The following is a 25,917-nucleotide window of genomic DNA, read 5'->3' on the forward strand; positions in this document are numbered from 1 at the left end:
TTATCAATATCTATTGCAAGCGTATCGTTTTAATTTCATAAGGTGTAAAAGACAATGTGAGACAGCTACCTTCCAGCTCAAGCGGCTGCACGGGTTCTTCCAGCGCATTCGACACGTAAGCTGCGTTGAACGTGTAAGGCCAGATCAGCTTGATCGTTTCCCGTCCCCCGGAAGATTCGTACAAACGAAGAACCGTCCCCAGCCCATCTTCGGCCGGCTTGATCGTATCCAGCACAACGTGACAGCTATCAAAGTTAATGAACGATCCGCTGCTCGGCAGCACTCCGGTGCTGTACTTTTGCTGTTGCACAACAGGCATATCTTGGTTCAGCTCAGCCGCATGACGCAAGGTATGGGCGCTGCGCCAGTCTCCCACATGCGGATATAGCGAATACGTAAAATCGTGCTCGCCCAGATCGGCATCTTTATCCGGCCATTTGGGTGCACGCAGCAGAGACAGACGGATAGTGCTGTCTTGTATGTCATAGCCATATTTGCAATCATTGAGCAGACTCACGCCATACCCGTGCTCGGAAACATCCGCAAATCGGTGTCCACACACTTCATACTGCGCCTGCTCCCAGCTTGTATTCCGATGGGTCGGCCGCTCCAAAGCACCAAAAGGAATTTCATATGTCGCTTTGTCCGTAATTACATCTACAGGAAAGCCTACCTTTAGCAGCTTGTGCGCTTCATTCCAGCTCACATGCGTCTTGAAATCAATTCGCCGCTCATGATGATAAAAGATCATATCTTGTGTCATTTCAGATTGATGGATTCGCCATCGGAAGCGCAACACATCCTTCGTTTTCCCCTGGAGCACTACTTGTTTTTCCAGCAACTCGGCTTCTCCTGCTACCTGTTCCTCATAGCGGTCATCCAAATCCCAGGCATCCCACAGCGTCGGACGGTCATGGAAAAAATGAAAACGGTTTGCCCGTTCCCCTTGCTTCAAGATTTCACGGTCTGCCGCTTTATCCAGCAGACGAATTATTTCACCCCGCTCGTTAAATTGCACCTTATAAAATGCCGTCTCCCAGATATCCCCCAGCGATCCAGATATCACAGCTGTTTCCGGCTGTTCACCTTCCTGAGCCTGTTCTCGCTCCAACCAAATCGTTTGGTAGCCCAGTGCAGGAATGTCTGGAATACGCACCGAAATGCCGCCTTCCTCCACATCGGTGTCCAGCCGCTCGACTTCACCATGAGCGTATTCGTAGGCGTACAATACCTCTGCCGATTCCGTAGCGATATGGATCACGGCACTACGGCTCCAGCCCAGGCTGTTAAACACAAGGTACGGCGTCCCTGTCCTCGGACCATCCGTATTTACTTGAGCCGCCAGCGTGGCAATCCCCTGTTGAATCCCACTATGTCCCCACTCGAAAATTTGCTGATAATCCTTATCCGAAGTGCCGTAAACCTCGGTAATCGCAGAGCCGGGGATAATATCGTGGAACTGATTCAACAAAATCAGCTTCCAGCCCTCATGCAATGCCGAACGAATGTCCTGCACCTGCTCCGGCTCCAGCTTTGGTAATGCCAGCGTGCTCCACAGCTCTGCCTCGCGGTAGACTCCCTCCGCTTTCCGGTTATTACGTTTGTTGCGAGCGTGGGTCGTGTAGGTTCCCCGGTGCAGCTCAAGGTACAAATCACCATGCCATTGGGGAAGCTTCGGATGCGCCTGATCTATGCCTGCGAAAAATTGTCCCGCCGTGCTGTACCGACTCGCAGGCAGTCCCACCATTAACGGAGAACGCTCTATATATTCCAGCATTTCACGCGTAACTCCACCGCCACCGTCTCCATGTCCATAGAGCAACATGTGCTCAGGATGAGCCGATTTTTCGCGATAAGACTGCCAATGGTCATGTATGTCCTGCGGCCGTGTATTTTCATTCACGCCATGATTGAGGTAGGACAACATCGAAGTACCATCGATGCCCACCCAGTGGAACAAATCGTAAGGAAACACATTCGTATCATTCCAGCCGAGCTTGGTCGTCATAAAATAGTCTATCTTCCCATGCTTTAAAATCTGCGGCAGGGACGCACAGTAGCCGAACGTATCCGGTAGCCATTCGATATGAGAGGTTTTGCCGAATTCCTGTTGGTAAAAACGCTGACCATACAGCATTTGGCGGATGAGTGATTCGCCACTGGGCAGGTTCAAATCAGGCTCTACCCACATCCCCCCAACCAGCTCCCACCGTCCTTCGGCGACTCTCGCTTGAACCCGTTCATATAGCTCTGGATCATTTTCCTTTACAAAAGAGAACAACAGCGGCTGGCTCTGTGCATATTGATATGCCGGGTATTCATCCATCAGCGCATCTACTGTTGAGAAGGTTCGGCTTGTTTTCCGTACGGTCTCACGCATCGGCCACAGCCAGGCAATATCAATATGCGACTGTCCTACCATGTGCTCCAAACCTTGCGCATTTCCGCCGATCTCCTGAACCTGCCGAATCAGCTCCTTTTCTGTGGCTGAGATCGCTCCACCTTCTCGAATGGCGTCTTCCTCCAAATACGCAAAGCAATCCATCACCCCATACAGAGCCTTCAGCAGACGTATTTTGCGGATATCGCCCTCAGGCAGCAGTAGAGCGGCTTCGCTAATAACGGTAACGGTATACATCAGGCTCTGCACGGGCTTGTTTGGCCGTACAAGATAGCTTGTAATAGAAGAAATCGGAGGTTGAATGACAGCCTGTCGATTAAGTGGATCAACGGGTTCGGGTACAGGATCAAATAGTTCTATATCCAATACCGGTAAAGACCCGATGACCTGCGGATTAAGCGTGACATAGGTATGATTACGGTCAAGCCCGTGATAGGAAGCACCATTGACCCGCAGCAATCCTTCTCCCCCGGACTCAAACACCAATCCAAAAGGCTCTCTCAACCACGCTGTCGGTACATCCAGCTGCGTTCGAAAAAAATAAGTCGTCCCCTGACTGCTGGGGAATCGCTTGAGGTCCATTCCGTCTGATAAAGGTGCGGCATCTTCGTATTGACCTGGTGTTTGGTATGTGGAGCGTGTAATGTCCCAGCATCGCAAATCCAGCTTCTCTAGCCATTGGCATTCCGACAATTCCCGAATCAAACGTTTGATACGCTCCATTATTCATCCTCCCGTACGATCAACTCGGCACACAGGGTATCTTTGGAGTGCCTGCCTACTTGAATCGAAAATCGCCCTGCCTCAACGACTGGCTGTAGATCACGCCCTATATATTGCAGCTTGTCGGAGCCTACAACAAACTCCACCGTTCGTGTTTCTCCTGGCTGTAATACAACCTTGCAAAAGCCCTTGAGTTCCCTGACTGGCCGGGTTACCGAACTCACTGTGTCCGAGATATAAAGCTGAACCACTTCAGCCCCTTCCCGTTCACCCGTGTTGGTTACATCGACTGTAACCGTAACGGATTCGTCCGCTCGAATCGAGTTGGTGCTTAATGTAAGCCTTTCATAGCTAAATGTCGTGTAGCTGAGACCGTAGCCAAACGGATAGCGCGGCTCGGCATCGTCCTCCAAATACCGTTTGCCTCGGGAACGCTTGCCATTGTAATATACCGGCAACTGCCCGACGTGCTTAGGAATGGAGAGGGTTAATCGTCCGGAAGGATTTACATCCCCAAATAAAATATCCGCGATTGCATGTCCTCCCTCCTGACCGGGATACCATGCTTCCACAATGGCGTGCGCATGTTCCTCCACCCACGGCTCAGCAATCGGCCGCCCGTTCATATAAACGACGACCAGTTCCTTTCCAAGACTGTAGATTTCCTGCATAAGCTGAAGCTGTACCCCCGCAAGCCCCAACGTCATCCGATCGATGCCTTCGCCACATTCCATGTCGTTCCAATCGTGATCCGCTACCTTCGATGCGCCGGTTTTCAGATCAATCGTCCCTTCCCCGAAATCGCGGGCGCTGGACCCTCCAACCACCATCACCACTGTATCAGCCTCAGCCGCACATGCCAGTGCGTTTTCAAAGCCTTCCCGGGATTCTCCCTTGATCCGGCAGCCAGGTGTGTACAAAACGTCGTCCTGATGCTTGCTTAATTTGCTACGGATGCCATCAAGTACAGTTACCACACGGGATCTCGGCTGCGGTGATGTATAATCGCCCAGTTGGTTGTAGACCTGGTCCGCATTCGGGCCGATGACCGCAATACGCTTGGAGTTTTTCGGCAGGGGAAGCGTTCTATTGACGTTTTTAAGCAGCACAATCCCTTCGGTCGCAAGCTGTCTAGCCAACCGAATATGCTCCGCCCGACCAATCACCTGCTCCGCTCGTTCCGCATTCACATACGGATTGTCAAATAAACCCAGCCTGTATTTTAACGTGAGCACCCTGCGACCCGCCTGATCCAGCACGCTCGTCTCCAGCTTGCCGGCATGAGCCGCCTCGACCAGATGACTTCCGAACATTTCCCCGGACATTTCCATATCAATCCCTGCGCGAATCGCCTGCACAGCGGCATCCGATCCATTTTCGGTCACATCATGCCCGTTCACCAACATTTCTATCGCGCCACAATCCGTAATGACCAGACCGTCAAATCCCCACGACTGACGAAGAATATCGTCCAATAGCTCCGCATTCACAGTACACGGTACACCGTCGATTTCGTTATAGGCTGGCATAATAGATTGCGCCCCTGCTACCACCGCTTTTTGAAATGGATACAGATCGACCTCCAAAAGCTCGCGCCAGCCCATATGCACAGGTCCGGCATTACGTCCGCCTTCCGAGCTGCCATAGCCTGCAAAATGCTTTAATGTGGCAGCTACGCTATGTTCGCTGAGTAAGCTTTCCCCCTGAAGCCCCTCGACTGCAGCAACAGCAAATTCGCCGATGAGATAAGGGTCTTCGCCAAAGCATTCCTCCGTGCGTCCCCAGCGTGGATCACGTACTACGTCAAGCACGGGCGAGTACGTGACCGCCCCGCCCTGAGCGCGGGTTTCACTCGCAACCGCGCGGCACATATCACGGTACAGATCGACATTCCATGTGCTGCCGATGGACAGCGGAACCGGAAACACAGTACCGTCAATCGCCATATGCCCATGAGAGCATTCCTCGCCAATCAGTATCGGGATGCCCAGCCGGGAATGTTCTACCGCATAGCGTTGGATCAAGTTCACAGCCTCCGCCCCTTGCTTGGCAGATAAGCCATTCTCCAAGGTCACCCCGGTCCACGGATCAGCGCGAAGCACCCCGTATAAGGAGCCGACTCCCCCATTTTGCACCTGCTGCTTGAAATCATGATGTAACGACAATTCCCCGTCTGTGTGCTCATACACTTGCCAGCCGAAGGGCTGCACAAGCTGTCCCACCTTTTCCTCTATCGTCATCAAACCGATTAAGTGCTTCACCCGTTCTTCGATCGGTTTGCTTTTATCTTTATAAATCAACATGGTCATGCCCTCTCCTCCCCTGTTATTCCTTCACAGCCCCAACCGTAAGCCCCTGCACAAAGTAACGCTGGAAAAATGGATAAGCGAATATAATAGGTAGCGTCGCCAGTACTACCATCGCCATTCGTGAAGTATCCTGCGGAATGGATTGAAGCGCAGTCAGGCTCATAGAGCTATTCTGCGAATTTTGCTGGATGAACTGAATGCTGGATTCAATCCGCATCAGCATGGACTGAAGTGGCACCAGATTGGGATTGTCAATATACAACAGGGCATTAAACCAGTCGTTCCAGTAACCAAGCGTGCTGAATAAACCAATGGTCGCAAGTCCAGGCAGAGAGAGCGGAAGCACCATTTTTAAAAAGGTGTAAAACTCCCCTGCCCCATCTATTTTGGCTGATTCGACGATGGCATCTGGCACGCTGGTGCTATAAAATGTACGCAGGATCATAATATAAAAGGCATTCATAGCCAGCGGCAATATCAAAGCCCAAATCGTATCCTTAAGCCCGAGCAATTGGGAAACGACCATATAGGTCGGGATCATTCCACCATTAAAGAGCATGGTCAAAATTGCAAAAATCGAAAAAAATCTTCTATAACGGAAGCTCTTTCGTGAAATGGCGTACGCGTATAACGAAATAAGAATGAGACTGATCACCGTACCGATGACCGTTACGGCAATCGTCACTCCATAGGAGCGCAATAGCGTATCACTGGTACGAAATATGAAACGATAAGCCTCCAGACTCCATTGGGTCGGGAGCAACCGATATCCGTCCCGCGCCAGCGTTTTCTCATCGGTCAGGGAAATAATGACGACGAACAAAAAGGGAAATACACACAGGAATGCGAACACCCCTGCTACCCCATTCAGAACAACATTCCAGCCCCGTGAAATATGATGGAAATCTCGTTTTTTTCTTTCTTTTCCGGAAGCCATAGTCCACACCCCTCTCCTCTTTTTTAGAACAAAGCGCTATCTTTATCTATTTTTCGCACAACATAATTGGATAGGATGACGAGAACGAAGCCAACCACCGACTGATACAACCCTGCGGCTGTGCTCATCCCAATTTCCCCTGTCGTTTTCAACCCGCGATATACATAGGTGTCGATGACGTTCGTTACCGAATACAAGGTGCCAGAATCTCTCGGAACCTGATAGAACAAACCAAAATCCGCATAAAAAATCCGACCAACCGCAAGCAGCGTCATTATGATTATGATTGGCGAGAGCAGAGGGAGCGTCACATTACGGACTTGCTGCCACTTGCTGGCTCCATCTATCATGGCTGCTTCATACAAGGATTTATCGATCCCCAAAATCGAAGCCAGATAAACGACACTGTTATAGCCAATCGCCTTCCATAGACTGACCAGAATCAATATATACGGCCAATAAGCGGCCTCCGAATACCACTGAATCGGCTCAATGCCAAACCCTGCGAGAATTTGATTCAGCATCCCCCGATCCATGCTCAGAAAGCTGAAGGCAAAGTAGCCCACAATGACCCATGACAGGAAATACGGGAGAAACATGCCTGTCTGGTACAGCTTCGCCAATCGTTTATTAATCAGTTCGGAGAGCAGAATAGCCATAGCTACCGAAAACGCAAGTCCAAGAATTATAAAGACCAGGTTATACAAAAGGGTATTTCGCGTAATGACATAGGCATCGTTGTTATTGAACAGAAACTTGAAGTTATCCCAACCCACCCACTTGCTCGTAAAAATACTGGCCCAGAATCCTTCCCTGTTAAAACGATATTGCTTGAAAGCTGCCACTGTCCCGACCAGCGGCAGATATGAAAAGAAGAAGAACCAGATAGCGCCGGGCAGCACCATGAACAGCATAACTTTGTTTTTAATCACATTTTTGAAAAATGCGGCCATAGGTATCCCCTCCCAATCTGTTATGAGAAAAGCAGCTAAAATAGCTATTGGAAAAAGACCGGGCGCAACCTACACCCGCCCGATCTCTCCTATATTTCACGACCTAAAGTATTATTTGCTGTTTTGTGCCTTCCAGGCATTGAGCTGGGATTGTGCTTCCACCATCACCTTATCCAGACCAGCCTGCTTGAATTTCTCAATCACTTTCGGAAGATTCGTCTCCGGGTCCAACGTGCCTGTCATCAGCGAAGCCCAAAATTGCTCTTTGACATTCTGAATCGCTGCCATTTCCGTAGATACTTTACTGCTGTCAAAGTTGAAGCTTAAGATTGGAGAGTTTTTTCCTTCCGAGTTAAACTTCTTAAATTGCTCCCATTTGTCAGCCGGATCATTCGGATTCAGATACAACAGCATATTGTTGCCGAGTGAATACGAAGGCATATCATAGTTTTTGGAATTAGCCAGATTTTCGATATACTGGCCGTCTGTTTTTTTGTAATGCACTCCTTCAATACCGGAATCAACCATATTACGTAATACCGGATCTGTATTCAGCAGGTTCAGGAACTGCATTGCCTTTTCAGGGTTTGCCGAGTTTGCCGAGATCGCCATAATGGAGCCCTGTACAGATGTATTGGTCACAATCGGATCGCTGGCAGGTGTCGATATCACCGGATAGCCGTAGCTTGCAGACCACAGGTTATCGGCCAGCGGTTGAGTTTGCGCACGATCCAGAAACCAGTTTCCGGACGTAGTTAAATCATTGGTCGAGCCTGTGGTTGCAGCTTCCGGTGATACGTAGCCGGCCTTGTAATACTTATGCATCGTCGTCAACGCCTGCTCCATCTCAGGCGTTTCCAAGATGTTTACGATCTTATAATCCGTGGTATCCAGTTTGACAGCCATCGGCAGGTTTTGAATGATATAGTCATATGGAACGTAGGGAACATAGTTTTTATCCATGCCAAACGCCGTTACGGCAGGTTCGTTTTCTTTAATCGTTTTGAGCAGAGGCTCCAGGCTATCCAACGAGCGGACATTGGAAAGATCCAGCTTGTATTGGGTCAGCAATTTGTTATTGAACCGCCATACCTCTTGCTGCGGAAGCTCCTTGTTGGCAGGAATGCCATAATGATGTCCATCCACCTTGGAGCCTTCCAGAAACGCAGGATCAATCGTCTTTTTAAGATCCTGACCGTACTTGTCAAGCAAGTCGTCCAGTTCCATGAATGCGCCCTTTCTGGCATTTTGCACATAATCAAAGCCACCGGAAGCCGTAAATACAATATCCATTGGCTCTCCCGAAGCCACATTCACCTGCATTTTTTGCGGGTAGTCGCCCCAATCGACCATTTTCATTCTGATCGTGGCGTTTATTTTCTTTTGGGTATACTTGCTAACCTCTTCCATCACCCGATCTACATCTTTTTGAGGCGTACCAATGGTGTACCAGATCAGTTCTACCGGTTTTTCCGCTCCTCCATTCGTCGTCTCCCCGCCACCGCTGCTTCCTCCACAAGCACTGAGAATGAGCGTCAGCACCATACACATCACTAGAACAAGCGAGCAGCTTCTTTTGCTTTTAACCATGTATGATCCTCCCTTATGAAATGGAATTTGACCCTGTCGTTTCACTACGTTAACCTTAACTAATGTAAGCACTTTCATAAAGAAGATAAACTTAATAAACCAAGGTACAAATTAAAGAAATCCATGTACACCTGGTATTTATCCCAATCCTTTATAGTCTGTCGGAGAAATGCCCACATATTTTCTGAACTGCTTATAAAAATAACCCGTCTCCCAATACCCCACGTTCCGCGCAATTTCGTGTACCTTGAGATTGGTGTTTTTAAGCTGCTCCTTGGCTTTTTTAATCCGGTACTGATTGATATATTCAGCAAAGGTTTCGCCTGTTTCCTTATGAAACAACTGACCGAGATAAACGGGATGAAGGTGGTACTGGCACCCTAATATTTTTAATGATAGCTCCTTGGCATAATGAACATGGATATAGGACAGCACCTGACTTACGATAGGATTTTTCATATCTTGCAGCAGTGAATTCACCGTCTCTGTCGCCACATGCTGAAGCGCGCTCACCAGCTCTGCCAATGTCGTACAGCATTTTATCTGGTGAAGCCCCTGCTGAAACCGTTCCGACTCATTGGAATGCTTGATGCTCTCCAGTTCCATCTTGAACCGGATCACCAGTTCCAGCGCCATATTCCGCAATTCATCCGGGGTAACCCTTTCAAGATGCTGTATCTGCTCAAAATCACTCTGAATCCGTGCGGTAAGCGCATCTAGATCTCTTGCTATAATCAGCTTCGCATAATCCTTCCAGTCGATGGAACAAGTCTCGCCAGCGTTGCCCTCGCTCTCCTCCAGCATTGTATAGTCAATGATCTGACGGTCATCATATATCATAAAATATTCCAAAGATTTTTTAGCTTCATTATAGCTGCGTGGAGCTGCAGCAAGCGAACCGGCGCTGCCTATCCCGATATGCACCGTTTCTTCCCCGTCCGTCGACCACTGAACAGAAAAATCCTCCAACAGCGTTATCAAGTCCTGTCTGCCCTCATCATAATTCGGTAGTGCGGCAATGATTACACTATCCATATCAACATCGTGAAATAATGTTAAATCGGACTGGTGCTGAATGTACTGCCTTAACTGTTGATGCATTCCTGTCGAATCCCCTTCCGTCCGTAACACGGCTACCTCCATGAAGGGGATATTTAACGAAAAACCTATCAATTCAGCACGCTCCTGAAATTCTGTAGGCGCAATCTGTCCTGTCAGCCAACGGTACAACGTATTTTCCTTGAGAACCTGCACCCCAAACGTCTCATATTGTTGATCCAACCGGGACCTGTCCAGCTTCTCCGTTGTATTGCACAAAGTGGATTCCAGTTCCTCCACATTAATCGGCTTCAGAAGGTAATTTTCGATGCCCAGCTTCATGCCTTCCTTCAAGTAATCAAATTCATTAAATCCGCTCAACACAATCGCCTTCAAGTCAGCATGTAACTTTCTCGCCTCATGAATCAGCCTGAGACCATTCATCGTTGGCATAGAAATGTCCGTAATCAGTACGTCCACGGGTCTGGAGGCCAGCGCTTCCAGCGCCAAAGATCCATTTTCCGCATGTCCGACAATTTCTAGCCCAAAAGAGGTCCAATCCACAATATCGTATAATCCCTCAATGATAAAAGGCTCATCGTCTACAATAAATACTTTATACATATATGGCATCCATCCCTTCCCTGTTGGGGCATCGTACCCGAATCGTCGTTCCCTCACCGCTGCGGCTCTCCAGTTCAATCCCGTAATCGGCTCCGTGTAAAAACCGAAGTCGGGTGTGCACACTGCGTAGTCCAAACATTTGTCCGTTTTCCTCCTGGCGTTCCAGTTCCTCCAGAATCTGTTTCAAACGCTCCCCTTCAATGCCCTTCCCATTGTCACGGATCTCAACCAGCAGAATCTCCCCCGTTTCACGCACATCAATGGTCAGCACATTATCATTCCGGTCGCTTTGGATACCATGAACAATATAATTCTCAATAATGGGTTGAAGCATCAGCTTCATGACAGAACGAGTATACAACTCGGGGTCGACCGTAATCGTGTAATTGAACCTTTCCTTGTAGCGTATTCTGAACAACTCAAGATATAATCTGCAAGCCTCCAATTCATCTTTAAGCGTGTATATTTTTTTCTGCTGAACCAGGCTTTTGAACAACACCGATAAGCTGTAGATCATTTCTCCTACATCCTTGGCTCCCTGGGAAATCGCCCTCATACGTATCACTTCAAGCGTGTTATACAAAAAATGTGGGTGAATTCGTGCCTGCAAGGCAACAAGCTCCGTTTGCTTTTGTTTGATCTCTGCCTTATACACCCGTTCAATATATAGATTAAGTTCGTCCAGCATATCGTTGAAGCTTCGAGAGATTTGTCCCAGCTCATCCTCTTGGGGATCTTGGATACGAGCTGTAAGGTCGCCATTTTTCACCTGACGGGTGAATTTAATAATCCGATTCGTTCGTTTAGCAAAGTTAATGACGAAAAAGGCAGGGAAAAGCACAGCAAACAGAATACAAACGACACTGATCGTTAAAATCGTATTACGGATACCCCGGTACGATTCCGCCATTTCCTCATTGGGAACTGCGCCAATCACGACATACCCTTCGTCCGGAGAAATCAGCTTGTTAATGTACATATTCTGCTTCGCCTGAATGATCCCAACATCGGAGTCCACATCGTCATATAATGATCGGGTCACTTCGACATAAGGGTACGTTTTCCCGTAATAGTTATTCCTTGAATCAAACAGAACCGTTCCATGGGTGGACAGAACGATAATTTCGCCCTTCAGGTTGTTCCCGTAGCTGGTAAGTGCATTGGAGATACTTTTGGAATTTAGAAACACCAGAAGCTGACCGGTATTTTTGAGTGTTTGCTTATTGTTAATGGGGACTTGTAACGAATATAACGAGGGGCTCCACTGATCGACCGCCTTCCGAATCCAGTAATTCGGAGCAGAGACGCTTTTACTTTCGGCAGCCATCACATCCGGTACAAAGGAACGCGCCGCATGCACCGGGAATTGCTTGAATTGCTTGTTCTCATTGAAGGTGGACAAATATTGCTGGTCGGCACTGTACAATATCAAATTGCTGATATCGCTATTTTCATCCAGCCAATTTTTAAAATAGGTGAGCACATCTGTTGAATAATCATGACTCTCCATGTACGTTTCGTCCATGCGGTGCTGTACATATTCGGAATACGCGTGGTCCATAAAAAAAGAAACGTTCATCGAGAGCGCCTCATTCCGGTACATATCCCGCACCATGTTCTGGACGGATTCATGCCGGAGATGGATATAGCGGTCAACACTCTCCATCGCTGCTTTCTGGGTATCCAGTTCCCGTCGAATCATGGACTGCGAAATGGATATATACGTGACATATGCAATCGTAATAATCGACAAAATGACAATACAGGAGAACAACAATAGTATCCTCAGGAACATGTTGTTTTTAAAATAAGCTGTGTATCTATTGCCCCTTTTCATCGTATAAGCCCTCCCGAATCGTTCATGCGTAAATAAAGTATATCATCTCCTTCGCTGGAAATAAGTAAGCGTATTCATGAAAAGTAGGATTTTCTTTAATTTAAACGCCATATCTTTAATTTAGCCTCTATTTAAAAACCGTTGTATTGATTATCTTTAGGGGGATAAATACTCGTTAGGGGGATGAGCTATGAAACGTAACAAGGTTCACAAGTTCGCTTTAAAATGGACTGCGCTGGTTTTGACTTCTGTCCTGTTAAGTCAAATCCTCTCTCCATCCGTTTATGCAGGCGATACCCTCCCATATGAAGGAGAAAGCGCCAAAGGACCGAATCAGCCTTATCAGCACGGATACGCCAGCTCTCATATTTTGGACTGGACTCCTACCCAAGATGTCTATGGAGATATGCTTCGCGCTCGAGTCCCACTGCAACAACGAAACAGCCCCTTTGCAGCTACACAGGCTCAGCCTGCTTTAAGCCCTGACACGCAAATGTTTGCACTTAGCGGCGATTATGGAAACGCTTTCTTCGATAGCTATCCCTATACCAATAAATTCAGTCAATACTTGTTTAACTATTGGCAGTATACCGACTATTACGGCTACTGGCATGGCATGCCTACCGCCCATGTACCCGAAGAGCTATACGATCCCCAAAAGGATTGGACGGAAAAATGGTTCGAGTTCGGCATTCTGAACATTCCAAATCCGGGGTATACGAATGCGGCGCACAAAAACGGCGTTCTCTCCATTGCCTGTATTTTTTTCTCGGATAATGACCGTGGACCGCAAACGTATAAGCAAATGCTCGTGCAGGATGCTCAGGGTGAATTTCCGGTAGCCAAAAAATTGGTCGAAATGGCGAAATATTATGGCTATGACGGCTACTTCATCAACCAGGAGGAAGCTTCAAAAGGCGTAGCTACAGAGGACATCCCCCGTTACAAACAATTTATGAAATACTTGCGAGATCAGGGCATGTATGTGCAATGGTACGACTCCACCGTAAACGAAACTGGTAAAATTGCTTATCAAAATGAGTTTAATGCGGTGAACAGTCCGTTTGTCAAAGACAAGCAATATGGACAGGTGTCCGATTCTATTTTTCTGAATTATTGGTGGGACAAAGCGAAGCTGAAAAGCTCCCGCGACCATGCAAAGCAATTGGGTCTGGACCCTCTTAAAACCGTTTTTGCCGGTATTGAGGGCGGGAACGGTGACTTTGGCAGATGGAAGCAAAATTACGATCTTCGTCTGAATATCGGTGATAACGGGCAGCCGATGAACAGTATCGCAACGTTGGGAGCAGATTTCACACATAATGCACTGGATGAAGAGTTTGGCGGGCAGGACACCAATCGCAGAGCTGACAATGTCTATCAATGGATGACCTTTATTCGCGACCGTGTCTGGTGGTCCGGTCCGAATCAGAATCCCGTCCGTGCACAAAGAAACTCAAATGTAGATTTGTCTGATGTAAAAGCTTCGGGCGCAAACTGGGACGGTATTGCGGCATATATCGCCGAACGTTCTGTCATCCGTGGCTCCCATTTTAATACCAGCTTCAATACCGGACATGGCTTGCAGTATGTCGTGAATGGAGCCATCTCCAATCCTAAAGAATGGTCCAACATCAATATTCAGGATATCCCGGTAACTTGGCAATGGTGGCTCGATACCAAAGGTAAACCGCTCTCGGTTGACTATGACTATGGGCCGAATTATACCAAAGGCACTCGGTTTACCTATCAGCCTGTGGGCGCTTATCAGGGTGGTAGCTCCCTCGTCGTTAACGGAGAGCTGAATTCAGATAACTTTTTACGCCTGTATAAAACGGATCTGTCGGTAAACAAGAATTCAAACTTGTCCATCACGTACAATAAGCCTTCCTCCGATGACAGCTCGGTGCTGAGTATCGGACTTATTTTCAAGGATAACCCCGGCCAGATCGTAAAAGTAAGCATCCCTAACTCTGGTAAACAAACCACGGGCTGGGTTAGCCGCAATTTGGATTTGAGCGACTATAAAGGAAAAACGATTGCATCTTTCGGTTTATCTTTTGATAACGCGAATAAAACAATCAAAAACTATCAGATGAATATCGGCCAAATCAAGATAACAGACAGTTCCGTCCTGAAACCAGCCGCGCCGACGGGATTCAAAATCACCAAGGCACTGACCGATACGAACGAAATGCTCGTAGCCTGGGACCTTGAGGATTACTCCAAAGTTAAACAATACAATCTGTATGAGAACGGCTCCTATATCGGCGGAATTTATGACTCAACCTATTATATTAAGACCCTAAACCATAAATCAGGTAAATTAATGCTTACTGCAGTTGGGGCTGATGGAACGGAAAGCGAACCAGCTCGATTAAGCTACGATCTGAATGCTACCGTCAGTCACATTGAGGTGGAGACTAAAGAAAACGGTGAGGCTACAGTAACGTGGAAAAATCCCTCTGAAGCGGACGGAACGGTTAAATTAACCTTGACCACCGACTATACGGACACCGTATTCCATAAAACCATTACGGCGGACAATGGCGCTGAAACGGCTACGTTTACCGATCTGCCCACAAATGGTGATAGCTACACACTACGTATCGCCATCGGCAATCATGAACCTGTAGCATACACCGGGCATCTCGCAGACACGACGATAGAGCCTTATGCAAAAGAGAATGTGACGATCACTGGGTCAACGTATACGCTCGCTCTACCCACCTTGAAGGACTGGCATTATTTATATGTATACGAAAACGATGTGCCCAAACAATTTGGCGTAACCTATGTATCAAAAAAGTTTCCTTACATTGTGCGGGGAAGAACAAAATTAAGTGAACTCACTTTTACCCCTACTTCTCGTACCAGCTCGCTAAAGATCGTGCTTGAAGATTATGCAGGCAATCAGGCCACCACATATATAAGATAGCTTTGTGCAAGAATCCCTTTGTCTTGATATGAAGAGTTCCTTCAACGGGACGACGGTCTCTATCTGGTGGATGAGGCCGTCGATTCGTTGTTCGAACATATAGCTCAAATTCAGCCATAGGGACATACGCATAAAAGGCACAATAGCGAGAAGTCCAATTCAATAGACTTCTCGCTATTGGCTATATTGGGCAGAATCATGCACATATCAATATAAAGCCCATTTTTCCGTGCATAGCTCCATAAAAGAATGAGCTACCTGTTCACATTCGTCGTACCCCAAACTACCAGAATGAGCAAAAAGAATGGGATATTCGTTGTTTCTTTTTTCCTCTCTCATATCAAACATATAGTGATTTCCACTACCGTCCATCGCAAACGACACGGCACCTGGCATATAAGCCGGCAGCTCATAGGCGAGGTTCATTTCTCTCAAATCTTCGGTATCGAAAAACTGAAAATAACGTTCTCCATTTTGAAATTCCCCGCCATTAGAGTACTTCAGGAATTCTATGTAACTATTAGGAAATTGTCCTTGGGGCAAATGCCAGCTAACAGGATCTAGCGGTTTATATTGATCATAAAGTGGAGACGATTTCGGAAAAGGGTTCACTTGTCTTTGTTGGATTTCGTGAATTTCCTGCTCCGATAGCTTTATGTTCCATGTTTTCAAAAAATTTGCGATTTGTTCACCAGTTGCTACCGGACATTTTATAAATTGATGTTCAAAGTGAATACTCCACATAATAACCACCCTCCCTACCTTGGTGTCTCTAAGAGTTGTTGTTTCTACCTTCTCTATCTTTTTCAACCCATTCGGCCAAACGTTAGATCTTCCATACAAATCACAGGCCCCTCGTGAAATCCATAAGAGATAGTTTGTAATATTTCCAGTTCCTTGTCATTCGCCAGTCTAAAGCACTCAATTGAAAATACACCGCCCGGACAGGAAAGAAACGAGACCTCGTAAAATGTGATCTCTATGTTGTGATAATAGCTAAAGTCAAAGCTCCCAGCGAGTACCAGCTTGGGCCGACTTGTATAATCATAAATGTAATAATGGTCAATGTTATTTTGAGAAAGTATTTCATTCAGTTGCATCAGTTTGGATTGAATGGAATGATTCATAATCTTATGCCCCTCCCCACACATGCGGCTATTCCCTATCCGTCACCGCCTGCCACGCTTCTGTTACATTTATAGGAGATTTATGACTGGTCTCTCCGCCACCTTCCTGAGTCCATAGCGGTGGATAATAAGCAAATACCTCTCCTGGCTGAAGTAGTTCCATATCCGCCTGCCAACCATTCCAGCGGAATGTCTGGTAGAACAAGCCCAAATCTCCCTCAGCCAACCAGCTCAAGAAACCGGAATAGGCCAGCTCTGTGGATTCCCACTCCAATGCATCCGGTGCAATATAGTAGATGTGGCCGCTGCGTCCAAACTTCCCTGTATCCAATCCAAAGAAGCCGCCTGCTGCATCATAAGCCACAATCAGCATTCCCCCAAGTGCAGAAACGCTCGCTGGCTCTTGCAGCCCGTTCCATGAAGCCAAACTACCGTAAATTCCGGGCCCGCCTACACCCAGTAAGGTGATCCATCCGTGGTCAAACATGATCCCACCTGTTTCATAGGCAACCGTTCCCAAATACGATTTTGTACTCGCCTGCAGACGGTATAGCGCATCTCTCCTAGCAGATTCCGATTCTGCCGATACAATGCGATATGGATTATTCCCTTCTTGCAGAATATTTCTGACCTCTTCCCATGCATGGTTGTCCTGATCCACCAGCTCATCAACCGTTAATATATGCATGTTCATTCCCCTTCCTGTATTCCAAGATCCTTTTTTCAACCTGTGAACTGATTTTTGAAAACCTGCGTTTGCTCTAGAATCACCCACTGATTCTGCTCGTCGTATCCTTGTACAATCGCCGTGATCTCATGTCTTGGATACATCCACTCGGATGGGGTCTTTTCCGCATATGAATGGGTGTCTGCCAATCCGACTGCATCATACTCGAAAATTTGAACAAGTGTTCCGTGTGGAAAAAAGGCTTCAATATATCCGCTTACCTTAGTCCCAACCGGTAGATCGGTTTTGGTTTGATGCCATTCCTTGTTGAAGGTGTGCAGATTGTTGGACCAGACTTCTTCAAACTCTTTTTTTGTAATTTTCGTATAATAGGGCTCTGTATCATCAATCGCTTTCTCGGCTAACAAGAAATGATATTGCTCGTGCTTGCGATTAGAAGCAATATACGTGCCATCATCCTGGATAACAATTTGCCGATAGGCTGCGCCGTCTGAGTCTATTTCAAAATACCAGGTTCCCATACCTGGTTCCGGACAATCTTTAAGATATTTCATTGGCCCCTCCTATAAGGATGTATAACCGTGTCATTTCATCTTTCTTATTCCGCTATAGGTCCTTGTCAAATATGCGAGATATTCCGAACGCGTCAGTCCTCCTGTTTGGCGATTGAACTCATCGTACGAAATGTCTTCCGGGAATCCGAATTCAGCCAGTGCTTTTCGACGCTCCTCCTTATACAACGGGTTAGCCAGCGTGTGGTGCCACTCCCGCTCTTCCCAAGGACCAAAACAGTCCGCAAAGATACCTGAAAACACACCGTGATCTAAAAATTCCCGCGAAGACTTGAACGCTGTCTCCCCTTCCGGTTTGGAAATTGTGCCCGTTCCCCAGGACAGCCTATATATTCTTTCCTTACTGCTATCCGTGCTGCTGCCGTAACCAATCGGAAACACAATATCCTCTTCCGCCAACGGTTTATGCCCTACTCGCTCGTAGGCTCCACGCATAAAGGAATCATCCATGACAATCCAGGTTGTATCAGATAACGGGGCGGCTGTGATGGATTCCAAAGTTATTGAACGGTCACGACTTGTACACAAATACGGACGTACGAATAAAGGCATCGTCATGACACTGTTCCATATGCTCTCCTTTGCAAACAACTGATCCTTTTGCATTTGGCGCAGATCTCCGACGACCAGTACATATCCATCTGTGAAAAGGTCTATTTCCACGCGGAAGATGTCTCCTGGGACCGCTTTATAGCGCTGATTTTTCATATGCTTCAGTCGGTGCAGCCTGCGATCGTAATCCTTAGGCACAAGTGACGGATATTGCTGAAGCCAATCGATGATCTCTTCTTTACTATGTAAATGCTCACATCCCGTAATAGGGAGTTTCACACCCGTTTTGCTATTCACAGCAGTAACATAACTAAGAGGACGATCCCTTCTAATGCCTGCTGAAAAGGTCACGCCTTCTGCCTTGATGCTCGAAACACTTGTGTAATTCAGCTTTTTCTCTTTGCCACGAGCCGTTTTAGGCAAAACAAATGCCCGGTCACGCGTAAGAATCTCTACATCGGATTCTCCATAGGTATCCTCAGTGGAAGAAATTCGCTTGCGAATAACATCCCCATCCATACAAATAAAGTACCCTTCTTTAATTTTTACCACGTCCCAATGCTCTTCCAGCACCTCCAGCCCGAAGTACGGTCGTAACGCGTTCGTTAACCAACTATTCATCTGCTCCTCCTGTTCCGAGTATCATTCGATAGACTTCATCTCTGTTATTCCAGAAATTATAACATAACACGGCATGCAACTCGCTTATTCCTATACTGTTCCAGCTTGAGCCAACTCCTCCTGAATCCAGCTACTGCTGGTAGACAGTTGGAGCAAGTCGTTCGCAATCTGTTTGACCTGTTCTTGCAGCACGTGTGGCTGATCGGTTCCTTCCAGAAAGCGACTCAAAAAATGAAGAAATACATCTACCTTCCTAAGCAGCATCAATACAGGTAAAGCATCAATCTCGTCGGAGGACAGATGAACTCGGCGGCTGAAGCCCTGGCAAAAATCCCGAACTGCCTGTGCCTCCTCCGGTTGTCCCAAAAAACCTGATAAGATGACCGCTGGTTCCATAACCCGAACGTCCAGCGTACAAAATTCAAAATCAAGCAGTGCAGTTACTAGACTACAATCCGAATCCTTTACCAACAAATTGGAAGCGTTCAGGTCTCCATGTACAAGCTGATGCGGCAGCTCTTCCAATGCATGAAGCGAATCTGTAATCTCTTCATATACTTTTCCTATCAATTGCAGCTCGTCATGCAAAGCTTTCAGAGGCTCAGGCGGATGTAAACAAAAGCCTTGAACCGTTTCACGGTTACACAATGGATAGGATTGCTGCAAAGCGTAATACGGTCGATAGACTGGAGTCAATTCAAGCTTGAATCTCGCAAGCACAGCAGATAATTCCCCCGTAGTCTCGCCAAAGGAATAAGCAAAGCTTGAATCCTGCTCCAGGGGTGATATACCTTCTATGTATTCGAACAGACACACATATTTACCGCTTTCCTTCTCCAGTTGAGCGAGCGTCTCTCCCGTGACCGTCGGAATAGGCTGGGGTATCCTGAATGATAGACAATGCTTGCTCAGCTCCTGCAAAACCGCATGCTCAAATTCAATTTTGTCCCGATCCCTGTGTGTATCGTAGACGCGCAGCACCCCGCTTCGCCCACTACTCTTAACAAAATACGTCGTATTATTCCAACCCCCGGTTCGTTTCTGCAGCGTTCCGTTCCACTCCGGCCAGTGCCGTCTTAGTATTGCTTCCAAGAATGTATCCTCCCTTTTGCCGGAGACAAAGGTATCCCGCAACCTATCATTTCATCAGCCTTGAGCTTATGAATTTGCAGCTATTATAACAAATATAGACGCCCGTTAAAATTGGACGTCCTTCTGTATCCTTCATTTCTTCAACTGTTTGTTGCGGATATTTTGCGGGGTGGCACCATACGCCGTTTTAAATTTTTTATAGAAAAAACTCATGCTGTTATATCCAACCTGCTTAAATATCATCTCGAACGGCAGGTTGGTATTCACAACCAGAGAATAGGCTGCATTGAGTTTGATGTTGGCAATAAGCTGAGTGTAAGTAAGGCCGGTTACTTTTTTTAACTTATTACTTAAATACGTACTATTGTAATTAAAATGATTGGATAGTTGCTGCAGACTTAAATGCTGATAATGCTCTTCCATGTAATTCAGAATAGAGGTAATATTATTTTCCTGCTGGTTCAAGTGAATATTATGCTCGCTTTCCAATACACGGACCAATTCTCCAAAAACAATCGGCAAATAAGCCTTGACCAATTCCATCGAATCCTCTTGCCTGGAAAAATACTCAATCAGAATTCTGCGCAGGATATATTGAAGGTTCTCATTATGCTGCGACTCAAAAATAATAAAGTGATTATGGTGCTGATGCTGGAGGACAGAGTTAGCGAGAAATTCGCCAATCAAGCTTTTTTTCTTGGATAACCGTTGCAGGAACAGGGAAGAAATCGTTTCTCTTTGCAGCAAGATATTAATAAGGATATCCTCCTCCCCCAAAGGAGCGATGCTGTGCGGCACATCCTTATCCAGAACACACACCTGGCCTTCACAAAGCTGAATTTCTTTGCCTGCGATGATTTGATTGCACTTGCCTGAATAAACATAGTTTAATTCGATAAATTCATGCATATGCTCCAGCATCGGAGCAAATCTATTATGCTTGCTAATATAAATATCATGTTCTCCGAAGAAAAACAAAGCAGGCATACGATACATATTCCGATTCACATCAAAGTATCGTTCATCCTCCGAATCTTCGGAGAGGTCGTTAATCACCTGGTTGTTTTGTTGTTGTAAAAGCTCAATTTCCGTTTTGGTTCTCAGCAACTGGTCCAACTCATGAAGGTTCATGAATACTGACTCCTCCTTCATTATATGATGGAAAAACGGGCGAGTTCTCCGCCCGTTGCAAAAGCTACCTGTATTTGATGGCTCCCATTAATTGTGGACTGCCGCCTGAGTTTTGCTTCCCTTTTCTCTAATAGCGATTCCCAGACAGATGAGTGCAGCAATCATAAATACAATTGCAGAAACGAGGAAGGCAAATGAGGCGGTTTCATTTCCAAACAACATACCCACCAGCTTGATGACATAAGGCGAAGCAAACGCTCCCAAATTCGAGCCTACCATCGCAATGGAAATGGATAACGTCTCACTGCCTTTAGGGACGATTTTAGTTAGTATGGTAAAAATATAAGGAATAAACAGCGCAAAACTAAAGCCAATGATCAGCATGGCAACGGTAACCAGGGTCACATTCTGAGCAAACCACAGGAGTACAAAACCTGTTGCTGTCAATAGACTGGAGATAAAGGGTGCGTAATTTCTAAACCACTTATATATTCTACCAAACAAGAAGCCTGCAATCATGGTTGACAAGGAAAATAGCGTTAACGCAGTTCCTAAAAAACCAGCATTGGACATACTCTTTTCAGCAATCATAATGCCTGTTTTGGTATACACAATCATAATAAAAGTCATAAACAGGAAAAGTGCGGCCCCTAATCCGAGTACAGGTATGGATACTCCGCCACTCCTATGGCCCGTTCCTGTTGAGCTTACTGTAGGCTCCCCACGCTCTGGTTCGGGAATGACAAGAAAGAATAACAGCGCAATCGGAATGGTGATCGCATAGCATAAAAAGGCGAATTGCCAGTCGATTAAGGCAAGCTGTCCTGCCACAAAGGTAGCCAGACTGCTTCCGAGCCCTTGAACGGCGCTTTGAAAGCCTACTAATTGGGCACGTTCGTCCCCTTCAAAAAAATCGCTAATTAAGCTGACAGCCAGCGAATTGAACATTCCGAGACCTGCACCGAGCACCAAACGCAACGCGAGAATCCATGTAATGTTAGTCGTGAGCATAGGAAGTATACCGCCAATGACCACGAGCGAAAGTCCTAGCAGGACTGTATTTTTTTTGCCCAATCGAGAAGAGATCGGACCACTCAACAGCACAAACAGCATCATCGAGAAAGATGGAATCGTAACTACGCTTTCAATCAGCGAGCTGGAAACTCCTGATAATTGATTCAGCATCATCGGTATGACAGCCGAAATGGCACTCGCTGATGTCAGAACTAAGGAAATGGACAGCAACGCCGTTTTAAACAACACTTTGTTCCTAATATTCATCAAGCATCTCACCTCTAGTCTATGTTATTTAGCCTCTGGTTGCATGTGCAGGAACCTGGGTAGCCTGGCAGTATCTGTACTGGAATGCGTACTGTCCAGAACCGACCGTAAACGTCATTTCATGATCTTCGCCCCTTTGGAAAATCGCCTGTTCCCCTATAGAACCTAATTTCCCGGCCAGCTCCTGTGGCACATTATCAGGCGGATACTGAATCGACGGATATTGCGTGGCAATGGTCTGCTGCAGTGCATCCGGCTCCATCACTCCCGGAAGTGTAATCTTGGCCGTCGTATTATGCGGTACAAGAACCGTCATCTGCATTTCCTCATTCACGATTTTCCAATGGACCTCAAGCGCGCCATATGGCGTCTCCAGTTTCCCGCGGGCCGAAGTAAGATTGGCAGGCGGTTTGGGAGCTAAACGTGATTTTTTATAGCCCGCTTCAAGCACATCGATTCCAGCAATATTTTGGTACATAAAGTCTCCAACTGATCCGTACGAATAGTGATTAAACGAGTTCATATCGGTGCTCCAGAACGAGCCATCCACTTTGATGCTGTCCCAATGCTCCCACATAGTCGTTGCCCCCCGTTCAACCTGATAGAGCCATGAAGGATAGTCATTTTGAAATAAAATCTTGTAAGCTACATCCGTATAGCCATTGTCGGATAAAACCAGGCATAGGTAGGGTGTGCCCACAAAGCCGGTATCCAGATGCATATCATTTTTTTCTATGAGCGATACGAGCTCCTGAATCACTTGCTTTTTATACTTTTCGGGCACCAATCCGAAGTGCAGAGCCACAACCTGTGCAGTCTGGGTATTGGAGGTCAATTTGCCAGCGTCATCGAAGTAGCGGTTCGCAAAAGCGGCTTTAATCCCCTCATGCAAGCTTCTATATGTGTTGTAATCGGTATAGCGATTCAGCAATTTGGCCGTCTGTGCCAAAATATGAGTCGAATACGCAAAGTAAGCAGTTGCCACCAGCGTTCCGTCCGTCGCCCCAAAATAGCTTCCTTCCTCGCTATCCAGCGCCAGCCAGTCCCCAAGCTGCAAACCGGTATCCCAAAGATATTCTTCGTTCCCCTGGGCGCGGATATAATCCACCCATGCTTTCATACTGTCATACTGCTGGGCTAAAATTTGCTTATCTCCATAGCATTGATAAATGGTCCATGGACATATAACCGCCGCGTCTCCCCATGCTGCAGTCGTTTTGTCCATATTATCGGCAAAGGTTCCTTTGAGGACATCCGGCACTACAAAAGGCACTGCGCCATTTTCCAGCTGGTTGTAAGCCAGATCCTTCAGCCACTTGCGGAAGAAGGAAGCCGCATTCATATTGAAGCTGGCCGTTCTGGCAAAAATCTGTGCATCGCCGGTCCAGCCTAATCGCTCATCACGCTGCGGGCAATCGGTCGGCACATCCAGGAAATTCCCCTTTTGCCCCCACACAATATTGTGCTGGAGTTGATTCAGCTTGGGATCGGATGTCTCAAACAAGCCCACAGTCTCCATGTCCGAATGCAGAACAACGCCCGTAAAATCTTCAATTGCAATGCTATCCGGAAAGCCTTCAAGCTTCACATACTGAAAGCCCTGAAAAGTGAAATGCGGCCGAAATATCTCCGTCCCCTTCCCGCTGCAAATGTACGTAATCTGCTGCGCTGCATCACGAATGTTATCTCTGTAAAAGTTCCCTTGCTGATCCAGCACTTCACCATGCACCAGATTTAAAACCGTACCTTCAGGGGCTTGAACTTTAAATTCCAGCCAGCCTACCATATTTTGACCTAAGTTAAGCACCAGCTCACCTTTGGGGGTTCGAATGAGTTCAACAGGCTTCAATCGGTTCATTACACGGACAGGCTCGTTCTCCTGGGCAATCAGATGACTTAACGGGAATGAGACGACCTGCATCATTTTCCGCTCGGTCAAGGAGCTATGTTCGGCTGCCTGTTGCTGCTCAAGTCGGGCATCATAGATTTCACCGTTATAAATATCCGACATTAAAATGGCACAGCTCGCTTCCTCCCAGGAAGAATCCGAGCAAATGACTGCGGAACGGCCATCCTCATAGCTAATCTTCATTTGAAATAACAATGCATTCGTATTCCCGTAGGTATCCTTGCGCTTCTGCCAGCCCAGATAACCGCTATACCAGCCTTCTCCCACCGTTGCTGTAATTCGGTTATGCTGCTCCCGAAGGGTAGAAGTCACGTCATAAGCTTGTACCTGGACACGATCGTTATAATCCGTCCATCCCGGGGTAAAGTAGGCATCGCCCACTCTTTGTCCATTTAACTCCAGTTCATACAGACCAAGGCTTGTCGCATAAATGACTGCTTTTTTCACTTTTCCCTCAACCGTAAAACACTTGGAAGCGGCAAAAGGAGCTCTTGTCTGAAACTGTTCATGGATGCTCCGCTCCTTCACCGTGATCCATTGTGCCTTCCAGTCCTGCTCGTGGAGCAGTCCCATCTCCCAATAGCCGGACTCACTCCATTCCGATTCCTCCGGTTCGCTGTCACCCACTCCCTGAGCCCATACTTTTACCCGATAATAATATCTTTGTCCTGATTCCAGTGGAGGGCCTTCATATGGAAACAATATGGATTGATCCGAATAGGAAAAATGATTCCAGAGCAGCGGTTCAAAAGTGGGATTTAGAGATACCTGCAGCTGGAACCTTTTTTGGGAAACATACATTTTGTCAGATTCGATCTGCCAACTTAACCGCGGCTGTAGACAGCCCAGACCGATCGGATTATTTAAATGTTCGCATCTAAGCGCTTTCACTTTTAGCATTCTTATGTCCTCCCTGAGGTCTTCTTTTGTATTTCCATACTCAAATTAAAACGCTTCCATAGACTGTGCGCAATGTTGTATCCCTGCATGTTGTATGCTTGATTTACAGGTGTTGAAATTCCAATCCTGATATCGAATCTTAAAATGGATTTATTGGATAAATATGTACATCGACAAGATAGCTGCATCCATTAAAAAAGCCTGAATCCGTTGGGGGCGGATTCAGGCTTGATTCTTTCCAGAAGGAAGGCCTATCTATTCATTTTTTAGCCGGCTTATGCCTGTCCGGCTATCGCCTCTTCCGGCGTGGATGTCGGATACAAGTGACAGGCTACCTGCCGACCCGGTGCAGCTTCTGCAAAGATCGGCTGTACTTTGCTGCAAATATCCATGGCTGCCGGGCAGCGGTTATGAAACGCACAGCCGCTTGGCGGATTTTCCGGGCTGGGCACATCGCCCTTGAGCACAATCCGCTCACGCTCGGCTTCCGGATCAGCTACAGGGACCGCAGACATCAATGCCTTCGTATACGGATGCAGCGGCTCCTTGAACACTTCCTGGGTCGGTGCAAGCTCGACCAGCTTGCCCAGGTACATCACACCAACACGGTCGCTGATAAATTTGACGACCGACAAATCATGGGAAATGAACATGTACGTCAGGTCGTATTGCTTTTGCAGGTCCTTCATCAGAT

The 25,917-nt window shown here is 46.9% G+C and carries 18 protein-coding genes; 1 reads left to right on the forward strand and 17 read right to left on the reverse strand.

All coding sequences use genetic code 11. From position 1 onward, the window contains the following. Positions 1-10: 10 nt before the first annotated feature. The 7 genes from WG8_RS16735 to WG8_RS16765 form a co-directional block, all read right to left on the reverse strand. Entirely contained in the window at positions 11-3,124 is a 3,114-nt protein-coding gene (locus tag WG8_RS16735; RefSeq protein WP_007431402.1) for an alpha-mannosidase, read from the reverse strand. Beyond that, positions 3,124-5,427 (reverse strand): glycoside hydrolase family 3 N-terminal domain-containing protein, encoded by a 2,304-nt coding sequence (locus WG8_RS16740; RefSeq protein ID WP_043891193.1) that lies wholly within the window; start codon positions 5,425-5,427, stop codon positions 3,124-3,126. Before WG8_RS16740 ends, WG8_RS16735 begins: the two co-directional genes overlap by 1 nt. Positions 5,428-5,449: 22 nt before the next feature. Continuing rightward, the gene (locus WG8_RS16745; RefSeq protein WP_007431404.1) at positions 5,450-6,370 is read right to left on the reverse strand and encodes a carbohydrate ABC transporter permease; all 921 of its coding nucleotides are present in this window, start codon (positions 6,368-6,370) and stop codon (positions 5,450-5,452) included. Positions 6,371-6,393: 23 nt separating this feature from the next. Beyond that, on the reverse strand, positions 6,394-7,323 hold the full coding sequence (locus tag WG8_RS16750; RefSeq protein WP_007431405.1) for an ABC transporter permease: 930 nt from the start codon (positions 7,321-7,323) through the stop codon (positions 6,394-6,396). A gap of 111 nt (positions 7,324-7,434) precedes the next feature. Further along, complete coding sequence (locus tag WG8_RS16755) at positions 7,435-8,913, reverse strand: ABC transporter substrate-binding protein (protein WP_007431406.1); 1,479 nt, start codon at positions 8,911-8,913, stop codon at positions 7,435-7,437. Positions 8,914-9,051: 138 nt separating this feature from the next. Then, on the reverse strand, positions 9,052-10,575 hold the full coding sequence (locus WG8_RS16760; RefSeq protein WP_007431407.1) for a response regulator transcription factor: 1,524 nt from the start codon (positions 10,573-10,575) through the stop codon (positions 9,052-9,054). Then, a complete protein-coding gene (locus WG8_RS16765; protein ID WP_007431408.1) occupies positions 10,568-12,412 on the reverse strand; it encodes a sensor histidine kinase in 1,845 nt (614 codons plus the stop codon). The genes WG8_RS16760 and WG8_RS16765 overlap by 8 nt, the downstream gene beginning before the upstream one ends. A gap of 190 nt (positions 12,413-12,602) precedes the next feature. Here WG8_RS16765 and WG8_RS16770 point away from each other — a divergent pair, with 190 nt between their 5' ends. Next, positions 12,603-15,350, forward strand: coding sequence for an endo-beta-N-acetylglucosaminidase (locus WG8_RS16770; RefSeq protein WP_007431409.1), 2,748 nt, complete (start codon positions 12,603-12,605; stop codon positions 15,348-15,350). 207 nt (positions 15,351-15,557) lie between these two features. Here the strand turns inward: WG8_RS16770 and WG8_RS16775 are convergent, their stop codons facing one another. From WG8_RS16775 to WG8_RS28645, 10 genes are all read right to left on the reverse strand, one after another. Further along, the gene (locus tag WG8_RS16775; RefSeq protein WP_007431410.1) at positions 15,558-16,094 is read right to left on the reverse strand and encodes an SMI1/KNR4 family protein; all 537 of its coding nucleotides are present in this window, start codon (positions 16,092-16,094) and stop codon (positions 15,558-15,560) included. Positions 16,095-16,156: 62 nt separating this feature from the next. Then, positions 16,157-16,477, reverse strand: coding sequence for a hypothetical protein (locus WG8_RS16780; RefSeq protein ID WP_007431411.1), 321 nt, complete (start codon positions 16,475-16,477; stop codon positions 16,157-16,159). Positions 16,478-16,505: 28 nt separating this feature from the next. Beyond that, complete coding sequence (locus WG8_RS16785) at positions 16,506-17,165, reverse strand: DUF2625 domain-containing protein (RefSeq protein WP_007431412.1); 660 nt, start codon at positions 17,163-17,165, stop codon at positions 16,506-16,508. A gap of 35 nt (positions 17,166-17,200) precedes the next feature. Beyond that, complete coding sequence (locus WG8_RS16790) at positions 17,201-17,719, reverse strand: hypothetical protein (RefSeq protein ID WP_007431413.1); 519 nt, start codon at positions 17,717-17,719, stop codon at positions 17,201-17,203. 30 nt (positions 17,720-17,749) lie between these two features. Next, complete coding sequence (locus WG8_RS16795; protein WP_007431414.1) at positions 17,750-18,910, reverse strand: immunity 26/phosphotriesterase HocA family protein; 1,161 nt, start codon at positions 18,908-18,910, stop codon at positions 17,750-17,752. A 90-nt stretch (positions 18,911-19,000) separates the two neighbouring features. Then, positions 19,001-20,002, reverse strand: coding sequence for a phosphotransferase enzyme family protein (locus WG8_RS16800; protein WP_007431415.1), 1,002 nt, complete (start codon positions 20,000-20,002; stop codon positions 19,001-19,003). A 132-nt stretch (positions 20,003-20,134) separates the two neighbouring features. Then, positions 20,135-21,133 carry an AraC family transcriptional regulator gene (locus WG8_RS16805; RefSeq protein ID WP_007431416.1) on the reverse strand — a complete coding sequence of 333 codons (999 nt, stop codon included), beginning with the start codon at positions 21,131-21,133 and terminating at the stop codon, positions 20,135-20,137. A gap of 87 nt (positions 21,134-21,220) precedes the next feature. Continuing rightward, positions 21,221-22,414, reverse strand: a complete 1,194-nt coding sequence (locus WG8_RS16810) for an MFS transporter (RefSeq protein ID WP_007431417.1) — start codon at positions 22,412-22,414, stop codon at positions 21,221-21,223. A 28-nt stretch (positions 22,415-22,442) separates the two neighbouring features. Then, the gene (locus WG8_RS16815) at positions 22,443-25,223 is read right to left on the reverse strand and encodes an alpha-L-rhamnosidase (RefSeq protein ID WP_007431418.1); all 2,781 of its coding nucleotides are present in this window, start codon (positions 25,221-25,223) and stop codon (positions 22,443-22,445) included. Between the two features lie 275 nt (positions 25,224-25,498). After that, on the reverse strand, positions 25,499-25,917 hold a 419-nt coding region (locus WG8_RS28645; RefSeq protein ID WP_007431419.1), incomplete at its 5' end, for an oligopeptide/dipeptide ABC transporter ATP-binding protein.

The sequence above is a fragment of the Paenibacillus sp. Aloe-11 genome (assembly GCF_000245715.1).
Classification (GTDB): domain Bacteria; phylum Bacillota; class Bacilli; order Paenibacillales; family Paenibacillaceae; genus Paenibacillus; species Paenibacillus kribbensis.

Coding starts and splice junctions, on each gene's coding strand:
- WG8_RS16735 (WP_007431402.1), bottom strand. CDS start 3,124: ATGGAGCGTATCAAACGTTTGATTCGGGAATTGTCGGAATGCCAATGG.
- WG8_RS16740 (WP_043891193.1), bottom strand. CDS start 5,427: ATGTTGATTTATAAAGATAAAAGCAAACCGATCGAAGAACGGGTGAAG.
- WG8_RS16745 (WP_007431404.1), bottom strand. CDS start 6,370: ATGGCTTCCGGAAAAGAAAGAAAAAAACGAGATTTCCATCATATTTCA.
- WG8_RS16750 (WP_007431405.1), bottom strand. CDS start 7,323: ATGGCCGCATTTTTCAAAAATGTGATTAAAAACAAAGTTATGCTGTTC.
- WG8_RS16755 (WP_007431406.1), bottom strand. CDS start 8,913: ATGGTTAAAAGCAAAAGAAGCTGCTCGCTTGTTCTAGTGATGTGTATG.
- WG8_RS16760 (WP_007431407.1), bottom strand. CDS start 10,575: ATGTATAAAGTATTTATTGTAGACGATGAGCCTTTTATCATTGAGGGA.
- WG8_RS16765 (WP_007431408.1), bottom strand. CDS start 12,412: ATGAAAAGGGGCAATAGATACACAGCTTATTTTAAAAACAACATGTTC.
- WG8_RS16770 (WP_007431409.1), top strand. CDS start 12,603: ATGAAACGTAACAAGGTTCACAAGTTCGCTTTAAAATGGACTGCGCTG.
- WG8_RS16775 (WP_007431410.1), bottom strand. CDS start 16,094: ATGTGGAGTATTCACTTTGAACATCAATTTATAAAATGTCCGGTAGCA.
- WG8_RS16780 (WP_007431411.1), bottom strand. CDS start 16,477: ATGAATCATTCCATTCAATCCAAACTGATGCAACTGAATGAAATACTT.
- WG8_RS16785 (WP_007431412.1), bottom strand. CDS start 17,165: ATGCATATATTAACGGTTGATGAGCTGGTGGATCAGGACAACCATGCA.
- WG8_RS16790 (WP_007431413.1), bottom strand. CDS start 17,719: ATGAAATATCTTAAAGATTGTCCGGAACCAGGTATGGGAACCTGGTAT.
- WG8_RS16795 (WP_007431414.1), bottom strand. CDS start 18,910: ATGAATAGTTGGTTAACGAACGCGTTACGACCGTACTTCGGGCTGGAG.
- WG8_RS16805 (WP_007431416.1), bottom strand. CDS start 21,133: ATGAACCTTCATGAGTTGGACCAGTTGCTGAGAACCAAAACGGAAATT.
- WG8_RS16810 (WP_007431417.1), bottom strand. CDS start 22,414: ATGAATATTAGGAACAAAGTGTTGTTTAAAACGGCGTTGCTGTCCATT.
- WG8_RS16815 (WP_007431418.1), bottom strand. CDS start 25,223: ATGCTAAAAGTGAAAGCGCTTAGATGCGAACATTTAAATAATCCGATC.